Annotated in this window: 13 protein-coding genes; 12 read left to right on the top strand and 1 reads right to left on the bottom strand. The window is 32.7% G+C overall.

The window, feature by feature from the left end; all coding sequences use genetic code 11:
* Positions 1-107 precede the first annotated feature (107 nt).
* On the bottom strand, positions 108-971 hold the full coding sequence (locus tag H6A61_RS09435) for an AraC family transcriptional regulator (protein ID WP_204393140.1): 864 nt from the start codon (positions 969-971) through the stop codon (positions 108-110).
* A 168-nt stretch (positions 972-1,139) separates the two neighbouring features.
* Between H6A61_RS09435 and H6A61_RS09430 the strand changes: the two genes are divergently transcribed.
* From H6A61_RS09430 to H6A61_RS09375, 12 genes are all read left to right on the top strand, one after another.
* Positions 1,140-2,342, top strand: a complete 1,203-nt coding sequence (locus H6A61_RS09430; protein ID WP_204393138.1) for a glycoside hydrolase family 88 protein — start codon at positions 1,140-1,142, stop codon at positions 2,340-2,342.
* A 10-nt stretch (positions 2,343-2,352) separates the two neighbouring features.
* Positions 2,353-3,825, top strand: coding sequence for a sulfatase family protein (locus tag H6A61_RS09425; RefSeq protein WP_204393137.1), 1,473 nt, complete (start codon positions 2,353-2,355; stop codon positions 3,823-3,825).
* Between the two features lie 2 nt (positions 3,826-3,827).
* A complete protein-coding gene (locus tag H6A61_RS09420; RefSeq protein WP_204393134.1) occupies positions 3,828-5,633 on the top strand; it encodes a hypothetical protein in 1,806 nt (601 codons plus the stop codon).
* Positions 5,634-5,637: 4 nt separating this feature from the next.
* Complete coding sequence (locus H6A61_RS09415; protein WP_204393132.1) at positions 5,638-7,563, top strand: sialate O-acetylesterase; 1,926 nt, start codon at positions 5,638-5,640, stop codon at positions 7,561-7,563.
* A gap of 5 nt (positions 7,564-7,568) precedes the next feature.
* Positions 7,569-8,444 (top strand): heparin lyase I family protein, encoded by an 876-nt coding sequence (locus H6A61_RS09410; protein WP_204393130.1) that lies wholly within the window; start codon positions 7,569-7,571, stop codon positions 8,442-8,444.
* A 10-nt stretch (positions 8,445-8,454) separates the two neighbouring features.
* Positions 8,455-10,374, top strand: coding sequence for a DUF4962 domain-containing protein (locus H6A61_RS09405; RefSeq protein ID WP_204393128.1), 1,920 nt, complete (start codon positions 8,455-8,457; stop codon positions 10,372-10,374).
* A 92-nt stretch (positions 10,375-10,466) separates the two neighbouring features.
* The gene (locus H6A61_RS09400) at positions 10,467-11,726 is read left to right on the top strand and encodes a hypothetical protein (protein WP_204393126.1); all 1,260 of its coding nucleotides are present in this window, start codon (positions 10,467-10,469) and stop codon (positions 11,724-11,726) included.
* Positions 11,727-11,761: 35 nt separating this feature from the next.
* Entirely contained in the window at positions 11,762-14,896 is a 3,135-nt protein-coding gene (locus H6A61_RS09395; protein WP_204393124.1) for a SusC/RagA family TonB-linked outer membrane protein, read from the top strand.
* A gap of 4 nt (positions 14,897-14,900) precedes the next feature.
* Positions 14,901-16,853, top strand: a complete 1,953-nt coding sequence (locus H6A61_RS09390; RefSeq protein WP_204393122.1) for a RagB/SusD family nutrient uptake outer membrane protein — start codon at positions 14,901-14,903, stop codon at positions 16,851-16,853.
* A 6-nt stretch (positions 16,854-16,859) separates the two neighbouring features.
* Positions 16,860-17,582 (top strand): DUF3823 domain-containing protein, encoded by a 723-nt coding sequence (locus H6A61_RS09385; RefSeq protein WP_204393119.1) that lies wholly within the window; start codon positions 16,860-16,862, stop codon positions 17,580-17,582.
* 124 nt (positions 17,583-17,706) lie between these two features.
* Entirely contained in the window at positions 17,707-19,347 is a 1,641-nt protein-coding gene (locus H6A61_RS09380; protein WP_204393116.1) for an FAD-dependent oxidoreductase, read from the top strand.
* Positions 19,348-19,586: 239 nt separating this feature from the next.
* The gene (locus tag H6A61_RS09375) at positions 19,587-22,178 is read left to right on the top strand and encodes a glycosyl hydrolase 2 galactose-binding domain-containing protein (protein ID WP_204393114.1); all 2,592 of its coding nucleotides are present in this window, start codon (positions 19,587-19,589) and stop codon (positions 22,176-22,178) included.
* Positions 22,179-22,256 lie beyond the last annotated feature (78 nt).

Raw genomic sequence — 22,256 nt, 5'->3', positions numbered from 1 at the left:
GGGCCGCATCATTACTCAATACAGAGTTTGATACGGCCCCTTTTAAATATTATAGTTATAATCTGTAACTTTAGGGAGTAGTCATTTTAGTTTTGACACACCCTCTTTTAATATATGGTCAGTTTGTTTATATTTTCATCTCTAAATTCGCTAGGTGTCACACCTTTCCTTTTTTTAAATATTCTGTTGAAATTTGAGATATTATTGAATCCGCAATCGTATGATATTTCTGAAATTGTATTAGTAGTTTCCAATAACATTCTGGCAGCTTCTCCAACCCTTAGATCATTTAGAAAGTCGATAAAGCTTTTTTGCGTTCTTTTTTTGAAAAAATGGCAGAAGCCTGATTCTGTCATGTTTATTAGATTCGCAACTTCTGTTATTGTTATTTTCTTTCCGTAGTTCTTTTGAATATATTGGTGAACAATTTTTATTCTCCGACTTTTTATTTCATAATGGTTTTGTGTAAAGTTAGGGCTGCACAATAATCTTTTGTTTGTTGATTTTGAAAGTTGGTACAATATATTCATAAAATCTAGAATAGTATCAAATCCCTTTTTATCAGCCAAAGAAAGTAGTAACGGTATTACGTTCCTTTTGTCTTCTTCAGAGAATACAATTCCTTTGTCTGATGCAGAAAGTAGTTCTTTTATAGGTCTGAATAAGTTCTTGTTTAGAAATGAATTGCTGAACAATTCGTGGCTAAATTGTATTGTAATTACATGTGTATGAAAATCCATGGTACTTTCCCATGAATGAAACGTATTTGGACCAATTAAAACTAAATCTGTGCCTGAGACATTCTCTATAGAATCTCCGACAATTCTTTTCCCTTTAAAATCTATGACTAAATTAATTTCATACTCATAATGATAGTGCGTAGGAAAATCAAATGATGCATTAGGATGATTTAATATGATAAAAAAATCATCGTTATTAATCGGTGTTATTTCACGTATTATTTGTTTCATGGTCATTGTTTTTTGATTATTGTGCAATATTAGTGTAAAAACTTTAATAAAACAATATATGAGCAAAATAATATCATCCTTTTGCAGTAAAGTGTATTATTATAATTTAATCGGTTCATATCTTTGCATTAATGAAATAGACCTTTATTATTTAAACATTATCTTGATATGAATAAACAAATTCTCTTCTTTTTAATACTGTCGTTTTTTCAGAGTGCATATTCCACAAATAATTTGAAAAAGTTATATTCTCGCAGTATTGATGTAGCTGAATATCAGTGTAAAATGATGTCTGAAAAACTTTTAAATAAGCTTGATCAGTTGCCTAAAAGTATAGATCATGATGGAAAGCTGTTGTCTTCAAAATCATCTTGGTGGACATCTGGCTTTTTCCCTGGGACGTTATGGCTTTTGTATGAAGCTACAGGTGATGAAGAAATAAGAAAATATGCAGAAGAATATACAAAGCGAGTAGAAGTGGAACAATATACTACAAGTAATCATGATGTTGGTTTTATGATATATTGTAGCGTCGGAAATTCAGAAAGGTTGGTTCCGGATAAAAATAAACGAGATATTTTAATGAATGCAGCTAAGTCGTTATCTACACGTTATCGTAAACTAAATGGTTGTATTCAGTCGTGGAATATTGAGGATTGGAATAAAAATCGTGGATGGCAATGCCCGGTAATTATAGATAATATGATGAATCTTGAGCTTTTAATGTGGGCTTATAAAAATAGTGGAAATGCTATATATAAAAATATAGCATGTTCGCATGCTGATATTACATTGAAAAATCAATTTAGAGACAATTCCAGCTGTTATCATGTAGTATCTTATGATACAATATATGGTTTGCCTCATTATAAAGGTACACATCAAGGATATTCAGATGAATCTGTGTGGGCAAGAGGGCAAGCTTGGGCTATTTATGGTTATACAATGATGTATCGTGAAACGAAGAATGAAGAATATCTAAAACAAGCAACGAGAACAGCTGATTATATTATTAATCATCCTTCTTTTCCTATAGATGGAATTCCTTATTGGGATTTTAATGATCCCAAAATTCCATTGGCTGAAAGAGATGCGTCTGCTGCTGCTATAATGTCTTCAGCTTTGTTTGAGTTATGTAATTATGTTTCTGATAAAAAGAAACATAATATTTATCTTGAAGTTGCATTGAAACAGATAAAAGCTTTGTCTTCTCCTGTATATTTGTCTGAACCAGGTGAGAATTGTGGATTTATATTAAAACATAGTGTAGGTAATCATCCTGGCAATTCGGAAATAGATGTGCCGCTCACTTATGCTGATTATTATTATGTTGAAGCTCTTTTAAGAATGAAAAACTTGTTTGGACTTTAAATTTTATATTATGGAAAATAAACTATTAGTATTATTACCTATTGGATGTTCTTTGCTAACCCCCGTTGTAGCACAGAATCAAGTTGAGCACAAATATAATATTGTTTATGTGTTATTGGATGATTTGGCTTATGATGCTATTGAATCGACAAATAGATATCCTTTCCTTAAAACTCCCAATATAACCAGATTGCAGTCTGAAGGAGTTACGTTTGATAATTTCTTTTGTACGATGGCTTTGAGTTCACCTTCTAGGGCTTGTATGTTGACAGGTATGTATCCTCATAAACATGGTGTAACGCAAAATGATGATAGGGTTGATGCTGATTGGGAGAAATATCCACCTTATACTTCTTACCTTCAATCTGCAGGTTATGAAACTGCTTTTATCGGGAAAATGCATCAAGCTGCATTGTGGGGAAAAGATCAGGTACGTCCTGGATTTGACTATTGGCTAGGTTTTAGGCATCAAGGTGATTATTATAAAAATACTCTAAATGAAAATGGTAAAGAGTTTTATAAAGAAGGATATATTACAGATGTTTTGACAGATTATGCAATTGATTGGATGACAAAAAAAAGAGATAAAAATAAACCATTTTCTTTGTGTCTGTGGCATAAGGCTGTACATGAACCATATATAGCAGCACCAAGACATATAGGATGCTATAAAGAAGAGTTATTGCCTCTTCCTCCTAAAGGTAATGGAGTGGAAACATTTGAAGGAAAACCAGAATGGCAAAAGTATAAGAAAACTTTCTATAAGATTGGAAAAAATGATCCTGAATGGAATCCTGAATATGAAACTCCTAAAAAAATATTGGAAACATTACTTGCTGTTGATGAATCTATAGGTAGTGTGTTAGGTACTTTAGAGAAAATTGGAGAGCTTGATAATACTGTTGTAGTATTTTCCAGTGATAATGGATATTTTATGGGAGAGCATGGATTTTGGGATAAGCGTATATCATATGAAGAATGCATGAGAATACCTTTGATTATACGTTTCCCCAATAAACTGGGGGCTGGAAAACATGTAGAGGAAATGTGTCTTAATATTGATATAGCTCCAACTATGATTGATATAGCGGGAGCTGACGTACCTGGTTACATGCAAGGAAAGTCTATGTTACCATTATTATCAGATAATCCTGAGGATATAGATTGGAGAAAGTCTTTCTTATTTGAGTATTTTGTTGATGATGCTTATCCATATGCAGGTCCTACGCAAGTAGCTATAAGAACAGAGGAATATAAATTGGTGGATTGTTTTCTTGATGATGACATTGATGAGCTTTATGATTTAAGAAAAGATCCTGGAGAAATGATTAATCTTATTAATAATCCTGATTATAAAATTATACAGAAACAACTAAGGAAAGAGTTGAAGGATTTGATGAAACAAACAGAATTTAATCTAGACAGAGACTTTTGGTTACGTAAGCAAGTTCCAGTTTGGGAGAAAAAATATAAAAATAAATAGTTATGTATAGAGGTTTGACATTTTTATTATTAGTATTTATTGTTTGGAATTTACAAGCAATAAATAATGATTCTATTCCTTATTGGAATAGTAATACAAATCTTGTTCCATGGAGATTACCGATGTCAGGAGATAATGATGATATCTCTTATTTAGATTTGGACAACGATGGAGATCCGGATGTACTTTTTACTACAATTTTTGGAGATATACCTGTTATGTGGATTGATGATAACGATAATATGCGTTATGGTGACACTCAAGGTGATATGTATGGTGATTGTCTTGTTATTGATAGAAACAAGGATGGGAAATGGGCTGGTCCTAGGGATTTATGTATAAAATGGGGAGATGAAAATGGTGATATGCTTCCTGATATACAATTGGTGGTATCTAATGGTACAGAAAAGAAATTAGGTTATTTTGATTGGGACGCAGATTTTATGTATATGATTGATTTTGGAGAAAAGGATGGTATATTTAATTACATAGATTGGAATACCATTCGTCTAATGTGTTGGTCACACATTGGTCATGCTAATTTTTTCTCTGATTATCATGGAAATAATCTGTTTCTTAAAATGCATGGTTCTCCTTACCATATTGATAACATAAGTTATAATTGGGAAAATCCATTTATTTTTTATGATTATGATAATGACGGGTTGACAGAGTTTACAATACGATTGGTTGACACTCCTAATTTTAGACCAAAGAATGGTTCTTCAGATATATTTGATGATATTGATGATCAATATGAAATCTCATTCACAAAGAAAATCGATTGGGTAGCTTTCTCTTGGGATTTGGATAATGATAATACTTATGGAAAGGAATTTGATTTTGATATGAGTGTTCATTTCAGAGGGGAAGGATTTGATTATTCTGATCAGAAACATACGTTTAATAGCTTAAAGGGATTGGAGAGTGCTAATAAACTTTTGTGGGATGATTCTTGGAGAAAAAATGTAGAGTTAATTTATGCTGACCAAAATGCAGCTTTTGATTTAGTTTTCGATAGGGGTAATAATAAATATAATGAATGTTGGTTTGTATTTGATGAAGATGATGATTGTAATAGATGGGAAAGAGTTGAATTTTATGAACCTAAGGATTTGTACACGATTGGTCTTAGAAAAGGAGGAATAGATAATAATGCACAGTCTGATGCAATAGGAGACAGAGGAGAATGGGATCTTGATAATTCTGGAAATGGTAATTTATATGTTTCAAAGTTTGATGGCCGGCTTCACCTTTATGGAGCAGAATGGGGATGTTGGCGCATTGATCAAACAGCATATTGTTATCAAGGTTTTGGTGGACTTTACGATAAATGGGCTTTTCATAGGATGACTGAAGAACCTGAAATATTTGGGCTAGTCAAATATACAGATACAGATAAAAATGGTTTTATTGATCTGATAGAATATGATTTGGATGGAAACCAAGATTTTGAAGAGAAAGTATCTTTGATAGATTTAGGAATAGATGACACTTGTAATATCATAGAATTGAATAAACAAGATTATTCAGAAATGAATAGGTTATTTAAAAAGGTTGCTGATGACATGTGGAATAAGGCAATGAACGTTGTGGAAAAGGCAAAACTGTATCAGATAACTACAGAATGGTACAGTTTTTATATGCATCCACGTTCTGACTTCGAGAAATATTCGCATGGGTATTGGTTAGCTTTTTACTTATATAAGGATATGAGACATAAGGCTTTGATTGCCGATGATACAGAGATGGTTCATAATTTGGATTTTGCATACTATTCAAATGATTGGAGTAATTTAAACATTTAAGGATATGAAATCAAGAATTATAATATTTACATATTTTATATTGTTGTGTAATGTCATATTTGCACAATATTTACGATTACCATCTATATTTTCTGATAATATGGTATTACAGAGGAATAAACCTATATGCGTATGGGGAACTTGTAAACCACATGACAATGTAAGAATTTTATTGGAAAATAAGGAAGTTAATTGTACAGCTGATTCTGAAGGAAACTGGAAAACTTATCTTCCATCATTTGAGGCTGGAGGACCTTTTATTTTTTCAGTTTTTTCCGGAGATGAAAAGATAGAACTAAAAGATGTATATGTTGGTGAGGTTTGGTTGGCTAGTGGGCAGTCAAACATGGCTTGGAAAATATCAAATGGAGTAGGTGATTCTACTGAAATCGTAAAATCAGGTGCCAAATATCCTTTAATCAGATTTTATAATTCAAAACATGAAACACATATCTCCCCTATAAAGAAGTGGGAAAGACATAGTTGGGATATATGTTCACCAGAAACAGTAGGGGAATTTTCTGCAGTTGCTTATTTTTTTGCTCGTGAATTATATAAGGATTTAAAAGTTCCGGTCGGTGTTATTTCAGCATCTTGGGGGGCTACAAGTATTGAGGCATGGATGAATCCTGAAATACTTAAAGGGTATGATAAGTATTCTAAATGGTTTGATGAACTTGATACTGATAGTGTTAAGTGGCAAAAAAAGGTAGAAGAGAGCATCAATAATGATAAAATGCGCGATGTAATAACAAAAAATGCCAAGATTGGATACGATAAAAGAGTCTATAAATCAAATTATGATGATAGTGATTGGAGTATTGTAAATAATCCGATCAATACCTCAAATATGAAATTAAATGATTATTGGGGAATTACTTGGTTGAGGACTGATTTTAATTTAGATAAAAAGATAAAAGAGGATTTGTATTTGGATGGAGATATAAATGTACAAAATCTTGATGTTTGGCTTAATGGTAAAAAACTAATAAAAAAAGAAGGTAGGTTTTTGTTATCTTCAAGTTCTCTTAAGAAAAATAACACACTGGCTTTAAGGGTGGTAATTCATTGGGGAAGTGCTTATTTGGGAACTGAAGCAGAGCCTATGAAACTTGTAAATAAAGATAATAGCATTATTATACCGTTAGATAATAAATGGAAATTTAATTCTACCATGGAGCCAAAACTTCCTGGATGGCAAAATTACTATAATACTCATACTGTGTTGTATAACGCTATGATTTATCCGTTGATGCCTTTTACAATGCAAGGTGTTATATGGTATCAGGGAGAAAATAATGCAGGATATGCAAAAAGGTATAAAGATTTGTTGCCAATGATGATACAAGATTGGAGGGTCGGATTTTCGCAGGGATATTTACCGTTTATAACTGTCCAATTGGCTAATTATATGAAAAAGAATAATCAACCTACAGAATCTGCTTGGGCTGAATTAAGAGAAGCGCAAGCTATGTCTTTGAAATTACCAAAATGTGGATTGGTTGTAACTATTGATATAGGTGAAGAAAACAATATTCATCCTCAAAATAAGTTGGATGTAGGGCGTAGATTATTAAAGCAAGCAAAATATCTGGCCTATGGAGGCAATATAGAGTATTCCGGTCCTGAGTTTGATTATTATGAGGTAGAGGATTCTGTTATTAAAGTTTATTTTAAACATGCAAAAGGATTGCATGCAAAAGGTTCAAAGGTCTTAGGATTTACAATATCAGGTGATGATAAAAAGTTCTATAATGCAGATGCTGTGATCTGTGGCAATTGTATAGTTGTCTCTAGTCCTAAGGTTAGTAATCCGGTTGCATTACGCTATGCTTGGGCTGATAATCCAGATACAAATTTATATAATGTGGATAATTTACCGGCAATTCCTTTTAGAACAGATGATTGGGAAGGTATAACCAAAAATTAAATATTATGCGTTTGTTATTGTTACTGTTTTTACTGTTTTTATCTTCTTGTAAAAATAGCGAATATTCAGATGTTCATATATTTTATAATTCAGGTACATTTTCTTGTTGGGATGAAATTGAATCTTATAAAGTAAAGCCCCATAATGAGAGTGACTGTCGTAATTTAGAATGCGATACATTCGGATATTTGGATAAAACCAGTATTATATGTCAGGGAACATATGGATATAATGATAAGTATTATAATGAAAAACTTGATGATGGAGCTTTAGGTCGTCATCATAGCGAAGTTGCTTTAAGGAATGTAGCTAGAGAAGGAGATGTTGTTTGGGCTAGTTATGCATTGTATATGTCTGGAAGTAAGAATAATTGTACAAGGATTATATCACAATGGATGGACCCTAATCCTGATGGAACCTGGAATCCTCATTTTATGCTAATAGCAAGTCCGGTTCCAGGAAAAGATGAGTTATTGATTAATTTCAATAAGAATTTTTATGAGCAAAATACTTATGGACTTTCCGGATGTAGATTGAATGAATGGAATATTTTTACGTTTGTAGTAAAGCTGTCATGTAATAATGACGGATATATAGATCTTTTTATAAACGGAGTAAAGGCTCCTAATTTACCTGACCATAAAGGAAATCATACATATAGTGGAAAAACAATGCGTTATTCTGTGAATGAAAAAAGAATTCGTTTTCAAGGTGGTGGATATGTGTATTGGGATTCATCTTCTGAGAAATTTAAGGACAAGTTTGTACATTATTTGGATGAAGTAAGGATAGCCAATAGTGATATTGTTTGTTTAGATGACATGCTGCCTCCTGTCTTACCTGGTAAGAGATGTATGAAATGGGAAAAAATAAAAATGTAAAAATCAATATATGAAAAGAGTGTTTAATATAATACTGTGTATAACTTATATACACATATTATCTATAAGTATTTGTTATTCAAATACAGTTTCAGTAGTATTACCTGACAAAATATTGTCTGATTTTAAAACAAAATCTGTAAAAGAATCTCATCCCCGTCTTTTTTATACAGATAAGACTTTAAATGAACTTCGAATATTAAGAGAAAAAGGTGATGAATTTATTTTGATGAATTATAATAACTCAAAAAAGGAAGCAGATGAAATTCTATCTTCACCATTCTTAAATTATCATTTGGATGAAGCTGGATTACGAATTCCTTCTATTCATAAGTTTGCTGTACAAGTTCCAAATCTGATATTTATGTATCAGATGACAGGTGATACAAAATATGCTAAACGTGCTGTTGAGCAATGTAAGATTATTGCTGATTACCCTGATTGGGGGGCTGAGAGACATTTTCTTGACACCGGCATTGGAGCATATGCATTTGCTTTTGTGTATGATGGATTGTATGATTACTTGTCTGACGATGAGAAAAGTATGATTCGTAAAGCCTTAATTGAAAAAGCATTGTCTCCGGGAAAAAGTCAGATAGAAGGAAATGAAAAGGTTTGGAAATGGTATAAGGCTAATAATAATTGGAATGGTATATGTAATGGAGGTCTGATTACTGCAGCTTTGGCTATATTTGAATCAAATCCTGAATTCTGTTCAGAGTTAATAAGCGGAGCTGTTAATAATCTACCATTGTATTTGCGTGAATTTGAGCCGGATGGTCAGAGTGAAGAAGGATTAATGTATTGGTCTTATGGGTTGATGTACACAGTGCTTGCTTTTCAGTCAATGGAAAACACGCTCGGTACTACATATGGTATGACTTCATTTCCTGGTATAAAGAAAGCAGGATGGTTTCCTTTTTTGATGTCAGGTCCTGTCGTTAGTATCAATATCGGTGATGATCCTTTAAGAAAAGGAAGAGACGCATCATTATTATGGTTTGCTGATTATTACAATGATTATTCATTGGCTAAAAAACATATTGATTTATGTTTAAAGAAAAAAAGTTCTCATTGGGAAGATGTTTACTTTTATAAACCTGCAATGAGAAAAGATGATGTTCCAGTTTCAATGTCATTGGATAATTACTTACATGGCATAGAACTTTTCTCCATTCGGGAAAACTGGAATTCAGATGAAGCAATGTATATAGCTATGCATGGCGGAGCAAATAATGCAAATCATGGTCATCTTGATGCTGGGTCATTTTATCTTCAGGCTTTGGGTGAAGTTTTTGCCGATGGTGATTTAGGACGAGATGATTATACTTTTCCTGGATATTTTAGCAAAAAAACGATTCCTGACTATTGGGATAAATTATCGAAACAAAAAGAACCGGGGAGATGGCATTTCTACAGATTAAGAGCAGAAGGTAAAAATTGTATGGTCATAAATCCGGATATTAGACCTGAACAAAATGAAAATGGGAAAGCGGTTCTTAAAAGAGCATTTAAAGACGGATTGAAATCTGGTTATACTGTTGATTTATCTGATTGTTATTTGCGTGATGCCTTATATTATACACGTACAATTACAATGAATAGGCCAGAAAGAAAAATAAATGTTGTTGATACTGTAGTGTGTAACAATAAAAGTTCTGAAATATATTGGTTTATGCATACAAAGGCAGATATACGCCTTTCAGACAGTAAAAAATCTGCAGTTTTGAATATTAAAGGAAAGAAATTGTCTGTAGAAATTTTGTCTCCAACGGAGGCTGTATTTTCTATAATGAGTGCAGAATCTTTGTTTAAGAATGATTTACCATATACTAAAAATACAGTTAATAATGAATTTAAGAAGTTGTGTATTCATTTGACTGATATTGAAAAAACTAATATTCAAGTATGTTTTGATAAAGCAATATAGTATATACTTTAAGCATAATATGTCAATTTAGACAACTATTAAACGCCTAACTTTGCATTGTTCAATAAAGTTAAACCAAATCTTTTAAGATTATGAAAAGTACTTACAAAATTTTAATCAATCTTCTAGCTTGTATTTTTGTTTTTAGTTCTTGTAACTCAGGCAATGACAATAAAAAAGAATTGTCTGATAACGAGATATTGGAAATTATTGAGTCACATCGTCCTAGTAAAGGTGCTGTTCTTCCTGGTGATTTTAAGAACAGAATAGGTGCTACTCATGTTGGAGGTAAATATTATTTTACAGAGGAACCTTATATAATAGAAGGTTGCAAAAAATTACATGACATGGGTTATGGTGTAGCCAAATTATGGTTCTATAAAGATGTAGGTGGTTACCCATATAATTCAGAATGGAATTTATCAAAGGATATTACTCTAAAGGAATTAGCTTCTCATCCTTATTATAAGGCTTGTTTTGATATGGATTTTAAGACATTTGTGTTGAATGTAGGTGGAGCAGGTGTAAATACTACTGATGAGACAGCTACTAAGGAAGAACAAGAAATATATGAGTTGACAAAATATTTGCTTGATGAATACAAAGACCGTGAAATGGAATTTGTTTTGGCAAACTGGGAAGGCGACTGGATTATGCGAGGAGGAACAGGGGATAATGCTCGTTGGTCACGTAAATCAGGAGAATTAGTACAGGCTGTTGACGGAGATAGACGTACTGTATTGGTTCCTTCCGATTCTTTACAGCGTATAAATAATATGCAGAAGTGGTTTACTGCGAGACAAAATGGTGTTGAAAAAGCTCGTATGGAAAATCCAAACTCAAAGTGTAAAGTATATCATGCTGTTGAAGCTAATAAAGTAATGGACAGTATGAATGGAATTCCAGGTATAGTAAATTATGTTTTGCCAGGTATTAAAGTTGATATGGTTTCCTGGTCATGTTATGATGCTCTTAGTACAACAGGTATTGATAATGGTCTGATGCTATATAAGGGTATAAGCTATATTAAAGAAAATATGAATCCTACAGAATATATGAAAGGTCAGAAAAAAGTATTTTTAGGTGAAATAGGTATTCCCGAACAGAGATATCCAGGTTTGATGGAAGAAGATAAAATTGTAAAGAATTGGGATACTTATGTCGCAGTATGTTTAGCTCAGGATGTTCCATATCTTATACATTGGGAATTATATTGTAATGAACCTAAGGATGAAGCTTTACGTTCTTTGAATGATGTGCGCAAGACTGATGAAATGCGTGGATTTTGGTTGATAAGACCAGATGGAACATTAAGTTATGCAGCAAAATATTTTAATGGATTATTGCAATAATATATATAATAATTTTTTATTAAATCTAATTTAATATGAAACGAAAGAGTTTTATTAATTTATTGTTTTTGTTTTTTTGTTTGATAGTGCCACTATCTGTTGCTGCTCAAACGAAAAGTGTGCGAGGAATAGTCGTTGATACTTCCGGCGAACCTTTGATTGGTGTTAATGTTTTGGAAGTTGGAACTACTAATGGAACTGTTACAGGATTTGATGGTGATTTTGTATTAACAGTAAATGAAAATGCAAAATTAAATATTACTTATGTAGGTTTTAAACCTGTAGAATTATCTGTGGCTAATAAAACAGATTTCAAAGTTACATTGGAAACCGATACCGAACTTTTGGATGAAGTTGTAGTTGTTGGTTATGGAGTTCAGAAAAAAGAAACTCTTACCGGTTCGGTTGCCCAAATTAAATCTGAGGATATTTTAACAACAAAATCTACTAGCTTGGCTAGCAGTTTGCAAGGTAAAGTTCCTGGTATCCAGATTCGTCAGCAAACAGCTGAACCAGGTTCATATAATAGTTTGGTTAGTATTAGAGGATTCGGTTCACCATTGGTGGTAATTGATGGAGTTGCTCGTGATGGTATGTCGGATTTTGAACGCTTGAGTCCTGATGATGTTGAAAGTATTTCTGTATTGAAAGATGCATCAGCTGCTATTTATGGTATGAATGCAGATAATGGTGTTATTATCGTTACGACTAAGAAAGGTAAAGAAGGTAAAACCAAATTTACATATAATGGATTTTTTGGCATAAAGAGTCCTACATCTATGCGTGAATCTGTTGATGCATATACTTATAGGTATATGAAAAATGAAATGGATAGAAACACAGGTGTAAATCCATCTTTCTCTGATGAAGAATTGGCAAAATGGCAGGCTGGTACAGAACCTGGTTATCAAGATCACGATTGGTTGGATTTAATGTTGAAGAATGTCACTACACAGCAACAACACTCTGTATCTGCCAGTGGTGGCTCTGAAAAAATGAAATATTATATAAGCTTGGGTTATATGGAAGATAATGGATTGTTGAGAAGTAATATTCAACAATACAAAAAATATAATGCAAGGGTTAACATGACTGCTCAGTTGACAAAGAATTTAACTGCAGATTTTACTTTCTCAGGTAAATATGACAATAATACTTCTCCTAGAATTGGTTATATATGGCTTTTTAAACCTATAATAACAGCTGATAGGGGTATTGGTCCTACAACTTTGGCTAATTCTGAACATTATTCAAATCTGCCTCATTCATCAAATAATCCAATGGCGATGATGTATGAAGATGTAGATGGTTATCAGAAATGGAATAATACACAATATCAGACAACTTTAAGTTTGACATATGATTTCCCATGGGTTAAAGGTTTGCAGGCAAAAGTGTTGGGAGCCTATGATGGTAATGTTAATGTAAGTTCTGTTCTTCAGAAAGGTTATTATTTGTATGACTACAAAACAGATGCTCCGGCTGTAAATCCTGTATTGTCAAATTATAGTACTACACAGACTTTGTATGCTCGTAAAGATTTTCAGGCACAATTGAATTATAATAATTCATTTGGTGATCATACTGTTGGAGCTACAATGGTTTGGGAAGCAAAGAAAATAAATCAGGATATTATATCAGGAAAGCGTCAATATGATGAAATATATACAAATGATATTTTGGATCAAGGTAGCTTGACAAATCTTACTAATAGTGGTAAGCGTGTTGAAGAAGCATTTTTGTCATTGCTTGGTCGTTTCAATTATGATTATAAGAGTAAATATTTGCTTGAGTTTGCTTTCAGATATGACGGATCATATAAATATGCTCCAGGTAAAAGATGGGCATTTTTCCCTTCACTTTCTGCAGGATGGAGAATGTCTGAAGAAAAATTCATAAAAGATAATTTCTCTTCAATTTCAAATCTGAAATTACGAGCTTCTTATGGTTGGATGGGTGCAGACGCGGGAAATCCGTTCCAGTTCTATTCTGGATACACATTGTCAGGAATAGATGGTGGATATGTATTTAATGATGGTTTGCTTACATCAGGTCTGGTTGCTCCAGGTGTTATAAATAATAATTTGTCTTGGATAAAAACAAGAACAGCAAATATTGGTTTGGATTTGGATTTATGGAATGGACTTTTATCAACATCTGTAGATATTTTCCAGAAAAATAGAGATGGATTGTTGGCTTATAGAAATGCTTCTGTTCCAAACACATTTGGCGCTTCGTTCCCTCAGGAAAACTTGAATAGTGATTTGGTTAGAGGTATAGAGCTTGTAGTATCTCATAGAAATAAGATAAATGATTTCTCTTATGGAATCAGTGCGAATATGGTTTATTCAAGAAAGAAACTTCTTCATACAGAGCGTGCACCATACAGAAGTTCTATGGAAGCATGGAAAGATGCATGGGGTAGTGATAGATACCAGGGAAGAGAATGGGGATATGAATATGATGGTCAATATACAGATATAACTGAATATCAGACAGCTCCATTGTTGGGTGGTACTTCTGGAAACTCTAAATGTTTGCCTGGTAGTTATAAGATTATAGATGCTAATGGTGATGGTGTGATAAATGGTAATGACCAGTTACCTATATTCTGGGCAGGTCAGTATCAAGGATACGCTACAAACCCTCCATTGCAATATGGTTTGACTTTAGATGGTGCATGGAAAGGCTTTGACTTGAACATATTATTACAGGGCTCTGCATTGTTTACTGTGTTCACAAAGGTTGATGATGTTTGGGGATATGGACGTAATCCGACTCTTTGGGAAAAGTATATGGATAGATGGCATACAGCTGATCCGAAAGCTGATCCGTACGATCCTAACACAGAATGGATAGCTGGTAAATGGCCTGCATTGCGTACTAATACTTCTGGAACAACAGATAATTTAGTTACTGATATGTGGCGTTTGAATGCATCATATTTACGTATAAAAAGTGTAGAACTTGGATATACTTTACCTAAATCTTTTACATCTAAGTGGGGTATTGAAGGTATAAGGGTATATGTAAATGCATTTAACTTGTTTACTTTCTGTGGTGAGGATGTTAAGGATATGGACCCAGAACGTGAAGAAGGTTCATATGCAGCAGATTTGACATATCCATTGATGCGCTCATTTAATTTTGGTCTTAATATAAATTTCTAAAAATATGAAGAATAAATTTTTTATATATTGTGGTGCTATAATGTTGTTGTCATCATCATGTAGTGATTTTTTGGATATCAAGCCTTTGGATAGGGTTTCTCCAGATCAAGTTTTTCAAGATGTAAATGGAGTAAAAGCTGTTTTGGCAACATTATATAATAAAATGCCTGTAGAGGATTTTACATATAATCCGGCAAAGGGATTTAATTATCGAACAGAGTCAAACAACTGGACAGATTTAGGATGGAGTGTGTCTTTCTATACAGACGAAAGTACAAATTCAGCCGGTACAGGAGTAGAAATAACTAATGGATATTGGGACTATGGAGCTGTTCGTCAGATAAATCAGTTTATAGAATCTGTACCGACAGTCAGTATATCACAAGAAGAAAAAGATCGTTTGCTCAGTGAAGCTTATTTTGTTAGAGCATATACTTATTTTGCGATGGCAAAAAGATACGGTGGACTTCCTTTGATAACAAAAGTGCAGCAGATTGAAGATGGTGATAAAATGTATGTACCAAGAAGTACAGAAAAAGAGACTTGGGATTTTATTTTGAGTGAATTGGATAATGCAATTGCTAATTTACCTGATAAAGTTGAAGCTATCGAAGGTACAAAACGTGCTACAAAATGGGCTGCTCTTGCTCTAAAATCACGTGTAGCCTTACATGCAGCTTCTGTAGCCAAATATTGGGATAAAGCTCCGTTGATAGGTGAAGCTGTTGATCAAAAATTAGTAGGCGGCTTTTCTCAGGAAGATGTGAATAACTATTATAAGCAATGTATTGAAGCATCGGAAGAATTAATTAAGAATTCAGGAAAATCATTATATAAACCTTTGCCATCTTCTGCTGAAGAAGCTGCAGCCAATTATCAGAAGATATTTGAGGAACCAACAAATTCTGAAGTCTTGAATGAGGTGATTTTTGCTAAAGGATATATTGATGGTTCCCAAACTAAAAAACAGGGACATAATACTGATGTCTTTTTTAATCCTGCACAGACAAATCCTGGATTTTGGGCTTATGGAAGATTTAGTCCAGTGCTTGATTTAGTAGATATATATGAAGGATATGATGAAAATGGTATTCGTGAGGATGCAAAACTGATAACTCGTACTGATGGTAATGAAGATTATTATGTTGCTAATCCTGGTGAAGGTATTGATTTAAGTTTACCATATAAGAAATATGATAATGTAGGTGATATTTTCCTAAATAAGGATGCTAGACTTTCTGCTTCTGTTATTTTGCCTGGTAGTTTATGGAAAAGTAAAAAAATAATTATGCAGGGAGGAATAATTGATCAGAATGGTGACCAATATATTTATGAAAATAAAGTTATTGAAAAGGATGGAGTAACCTACTATAGTTATGGTGCTGAAACTTCAACTGAATATTCTGGATTTGGTAGTTTTGGAGTTTTTGATTATGCTAATTATTCTATAACAGGATTCTCTTTGAAGAAGTTTTTACAAGAAAGTAAGTCTGTTGCAGGTGTATTGCATGCATCAACTACAGACTTTATAGATATGCGTTTACCAGAAGTTTATTTGAATTACGCAGAAGCTGTTGTAGAGTCTGGTTTAGGAGATGCTGATTTGGCAAAGAAGTATTTGAATGATATAAGACGAAGAGCTGCTCATATGGATGAAATTCCTTTGACATTGGAAAATGTTTTGAAGGAACGTCGTGTAGAATTAGCATTTGAAGGCCAGAGATATTGGGATTTGGTAAGACGTAGAGATTCTCATCTAGTATTCAATGGTTCTACAGTACGTAAAGCTTTAGTTCCAATCCTTGATTTGAGAGAAGATACTCCAAAATATATATTTGTACGTGCAAATACTTATTATGATAACCGTGATAATGGACGTAGATTTAATGAAAAAACATATTATCTGGCTATACCTGGAGTAGAAAGCAATCATTTGATACAAAACCCTCAATACTAAATAAAAATGAAAAATATACTTATAACATTATTTTTAGGCACTTTTTTATTGACATCTTGTATGAAAGATAACTTTGAAGGTCCTAATGCAAGTTTTTTTGGTGCCATTATTGACGAAAAGACTAATGAATATGTTGAAACAGATTTACAGAATGGTTCAACTATCGAAGCATATGAATTGGGGTATGAAGATCCTGTTGCACAAAAATGGGTAATTAAGAATAATGGTGAATTCAGGAATAATCTTGTTTTTGCCAATGATTATGATTTGTATCTGCGCAATGGAAATTTTTATCCACAGGAATTTAAGTCTTTTAAAATAAAAAAAGGAGAAAACGAACATAATTTTATAGTAAAACCATATCTCAGAATTTTAGATGAAAGCATTACCTATGATAAGACAGCAAAGAGAATTATTGCTAAGTTTAAACTTGAAGGTGGTAATGGTGATGAGAAGGTTAAAAATGTACGCCTGTATGCATTTTCTGATATGCATGTAGGTGAAGCTGTAAAATTTGATGTTAAAAATAGTACTGATAAAATTGAAGGCATAAACACTGTTGTTGATCCTTCTTATCAGTATGAATTGTCTATAGACTTGGATAAGAATACTTCTTTATTTAAGAGCGGAAGAAATTATTTCTTTAGAATAGGTGCGTTGGCTAATATTGATAATGTTGGAACAATAAGACATAATTATGCTCCTTATGTAAAAATTACATTAGAATAATTATAATTTAAAGATTTCCTATAAAGCCATTTCTGATATTTATAATTGGAAATGGCTTTTATTGTAAAATATTATTTACATGTTATTTTTGTTTTATAGTCTTTAAAATGAACATTTATAGGATATGAAGAATATTTTTATTTTAGTGCTAATTTTTTTCCCTATTACAATATTTGCTCGTGAACGATACGATATAGTAGTCTATGGTTCTACTAGTGCTGGGGTAACTGCAGCAGTACAAGCAGCACGTATGGATAAAAAAGTCTTGTTAATATCGCAATCTAAACATATTGGCGGAGTAACCAGCTCTGGATTAGGAGCTACTGATATCAATCAACGTTTGCCTATAGGGGGATTATCTCGTGAGTTTTACCAAAGAATATATTCGTACTATGAAAATCCTAAAGTGTGGAAAAATAACTCTGGGTGGGATTATTATGCAGAACAATTGGGAAATCAGTTTTGGAATGGTAAAGATGACAATTTAAAAATGCAATGGATGTTTGAACCGCATGTGGCAAGAAAAGTTTTTGATGAGATGATTATGGAATCTGGTGTAAAAGTTGTTTTTGATGAAAGATTAGATTTAGAAAACGGCGTTGTAAAAGAACAAAATTCCATAAATTGTATAAAGATGGAAAACGGGTCCGAATATGAAGCAGGTGTTTTTATAGATGCTACATATGAAGGAGATTTAATGGCACAAGCAGGAGTCGATTATATTGTTGGAAGGGAGGATAATAGTAGATATAATGAGACAATGAACGGTGTAATACCTTCAGGTTTTGCACATAAAAGCAAAAATAAGATAGATCCATATATAAAAGAAGGTAATCCCAGTTCAGGTTTGTTGCCGTTTGTTGATGCTAAGTTATCAGATAAACCTGGTAAAGGTGATAGTCGTTTGCAAGCATATTGCTATCGTTTTACTTTATCAAAAGATAAAAATAATAAAAGGAATATAGAAAAACCTGATAATTACAATCCATTGTGGTATGAACATATTTATCGATTGATAAAAGTTAATCCTGATATAAAATTAGGTGATATTCTGACACTGACTCCATTGCCTAATGATAAAACAGATACTAATCATGCTGATTTCGTAGGGGCAAATTATTATTGGCCTGAAGCAAATTATAAAGTTAGAGATTCAATAGCACAGATGCACAAAGATTATGTTTTAGGTGAAATATGGTTTTTGGCAAATGATAATCGGATTCCTATTAACATCAGGAATGAAATGCGTCAATGGGGACTGGCTAAAGATGAGTTTACAGATAATGATAATTTTCCATATCAAATATATGTGAGGGAAGCAAGAAGGATGATTGGTGAATATGTAATGACTGAAAACAATGTATTGGGAAAGGAAATAGCTCCTGAATCTGTGGGATTAGCTACGTATTGGTTTGATTCACATGTAGTAAGCAGATATGTAGATGATAATGGAACTTTATGTGATGAAGGAACATTCTGGAGTTTGGAAAATATTTATCCTATAAGTTATAGATCTTTGTGTCCAAAGGTTGATCAGTGCGACAATTTACTTGTTCCGGTTTGCATTTCCTCATCTCATGCAGCTTATGGATCAATACGGATGGAACCTGTTTATATGGTTTTAGGGCAGTCAGCAGCTATTGCTGCTGTGTTGGCAATTGATTTTTGTACAAAGGTACAAAATGTACCTTACGGAGAACTAAAAAGTAGATTGTTAGAAAATGACCAAGTTGTAGATTGGAAAGTTGTAAGGAAAAATTTATAATTATATTGATTTTATGAGAACTAAATACTTGTTTTGTATATTGTTGGAGCTTTTTATTTATTCTAATATCTATGCACAGTTGAATTTTGGCTTGTCTCAAAAACAGATTTCTTCTGATTTGCCAATTTCAAGGTGTCAAAAAAAAGATCTGCGATTAAAAACTGTAGATGAAAATGTTGCTAATAACAATATTTCGAAGCTTGATAATTGCAACTATGTCATAAACAGTAGTTGGTATTATGTCAAATGAAACTGATATATTAAAAAATAATGTATCACCTTTGAATAGTGATTTGGATTTATCCGATTGGTATAAAGCTACAGTTCCAGGTACTGTTTTAACTACATTGGTAGATAATGGTGTATATCCGGACCCATATTGGGGTATAAACAATGTTTTAATTCCAGATTCTATTTGTAGAATGAATTGGTGGTATAGGACAGAGTTTGTATTGCCTGACAATATACGGAGAACAACTAATCACGTTATTACTTTTAATGGTATAAATTATAAGGCTCAGGTTTGGTTGAACAATCATTTGTTGGGTAATATAAACGGGGCTTTCTCAAGAGGTATTTTTAATGTAATCCAATTTTTAAATTATGATGGTAAAAATATTCTTGCCGTAAAAATTATACCTCCACATAACCCAGGAATACCGCATGAACAGTCTACAAGAGCAATAAAGGGTCCTAATGGTGGTGCATTATGTCTTGATGGTCCTACATTTATTTCATCAGAAGGTTGGGATTGGATGCCAGCAATGAAAGATCGTAATATTGGTATATGGCAGGATATTGTATTAAGTTCATTTGGTGATGTTTCATCTGAAAATATATATGTTAAGACTGACATTGCATTGCCTGATACAACAAAGGCTGAAATTATTATTGAAATGGATTTATTAAACCATTCTTCTGAGTCACAGGAAGCAACTGTTAATTTCAAAATTGATGATATTAATTTTGAGAAGAAGTTTTTTGTAGAAGCTAATGGTAAAAAGAAAATTCATTTGAGTGGTGATGAGGTTGAGAAGTTGATTATAAAGAATCCTCGTTTATGGTGGCCGAATGGTTATGGCAAACAGAATTTATATACTCTTGAAGTAAAGACTTCTGATAAGAATGGTTGGGACGATTATAAAACAGTAAGATTTGGTATTCGTGAATTAGAATATGAATTAGCTGTAAATACATTAGAAAATGAAATTCAAAGAATTAACTTGAATCCATTGGATGCATATCAGTCAAATCGTGAAATTATAGATAGGATAAACAGAAAAAGCATTAGTGGTGGTATGTTTGTTCCACAACTTCTTTGTGATGTTAATTCTTCAGGTGTAAGTCTTTCCGAAGGCAATCATCCATATATCGTATTTAAAGTTAATGGAAGAAAGATTTTTTGTCGAGGAGGAAATTGGGGAATGGATGATGCAATGAAAAGAGCAAGGAAGGAAGATCTACGTAAATATTTTGAACTGCATAAAGCTCAAAATTTTAATATGATAAGGAACTGGACAGGAGAAAGTACCCAATCCTCTTTTTATGAGTTATGCGATGAGTATGGAATGTTGGTTTTTAATGATTTCTGGATGTCAACGGAAGGATATAATCTAGCTCCTCTTGATAATAAATTATTCCTTGAAAATGTTAGAGAAGTAATTATTAGGTATCGAAATCATCCATCAATAGCTGTTTGGTGTCCTAGGAATGAAGGATTTGCTCCGCTTGAATTGGAGAAGGAGATTACAGATATGTTAGTTAAATACGATGGAACTAGATATTATATCGGGAATTCTCGTTTGATTAACTCAGTGAATAGTGGACCATGGGATTTTAAGACTGATGACTATTACTTTAAAAAATCCGATGGCTTTGCCAGTGAAGTAGGTACATTCTCTGTACCTACATATCGTTCTTTGAATAAGTTTATGTCAAAAGAAGACTTGTGGCTAATTGGTGATGTATGGTGTTATCACGACTGGCATACTACTGAGTGGCCAAATTTCTCTGAATATCAGGCATACATAGATAGTGTATATACCAAGTCTTTGGATGCAAAAATGTTTTGTAATATTTCACAGATACAGGGATATGATAGTTATCGAGCGATATTTGAGGGATGGAATAGTAAAATGTGGAAAAATACTACTGGTGTATTGCTATGGATGAGCCATCCGGCATGGCCAAGTACGATATGGCAGACATATACATGGGACGGAGAAACTACAGGTGCATTTTACGGATGTAAAAAAGCTTGTGAATCACTGCATTTGCAATATAATCCGGTTACAAAGAAGATAGAAAGCATTAATATGTCTTCTTACCATCGAAATGTCATTTTGAAATATGAAATATTCAATTTGGATGGAAAGTTGGTTATGAGTGATGATAAAAAAATCGATATCGAAAGTGATACTGTCAATGAACAGTTTGATATCAGTGGCTTGGATATAAAGAAAGGTTTATATTTACTTAGATTGACTATTGGAAAAAATAAGAATGATGTTTCAATAAATGATTATTGGATAAATACATCTGGTGAAATATGTAGGAATAGTTTGTTTTCTATTGGAAGTGCTAATGTTGCTGTATTGATTAAGAAAATAAATAATGATAATACAATTATTGAAGTTGTAAATAAAAGTAATAGACTCGCTGTTGGCATCAAATTGTCATTAAAGGATATTGCTAAAGATGAATATATATTGCCTGTAATATTCTCAGAAGGATATTTTAATTTATTACCAGGTGAAAGAAGGATGTTGAAATTGGATAAAAAACTTGAAAAAAATCAATTGGTTGTTGTTGAAGGATTGAATGTTGATTAAAGCTAAAAAATGTTCTTTTAGTATTTAGGTATTGGAAGGAGGTGAGAACCTCCTTCATGTAAGTTTATCGTTACGATG

The organism is Bacteroides caecigallinarum (assembly GCF_016901995.1).
Lineage (GTDB): Bacteria > Bacteroidota > Bacteroidia > Bacteroidales > Bacteroidaceae > Phocaeicola > Phocaeicola cellulolyticus.
This window is presented reverse-complemented; position numbering and strand designations above follow the sequence as displayed.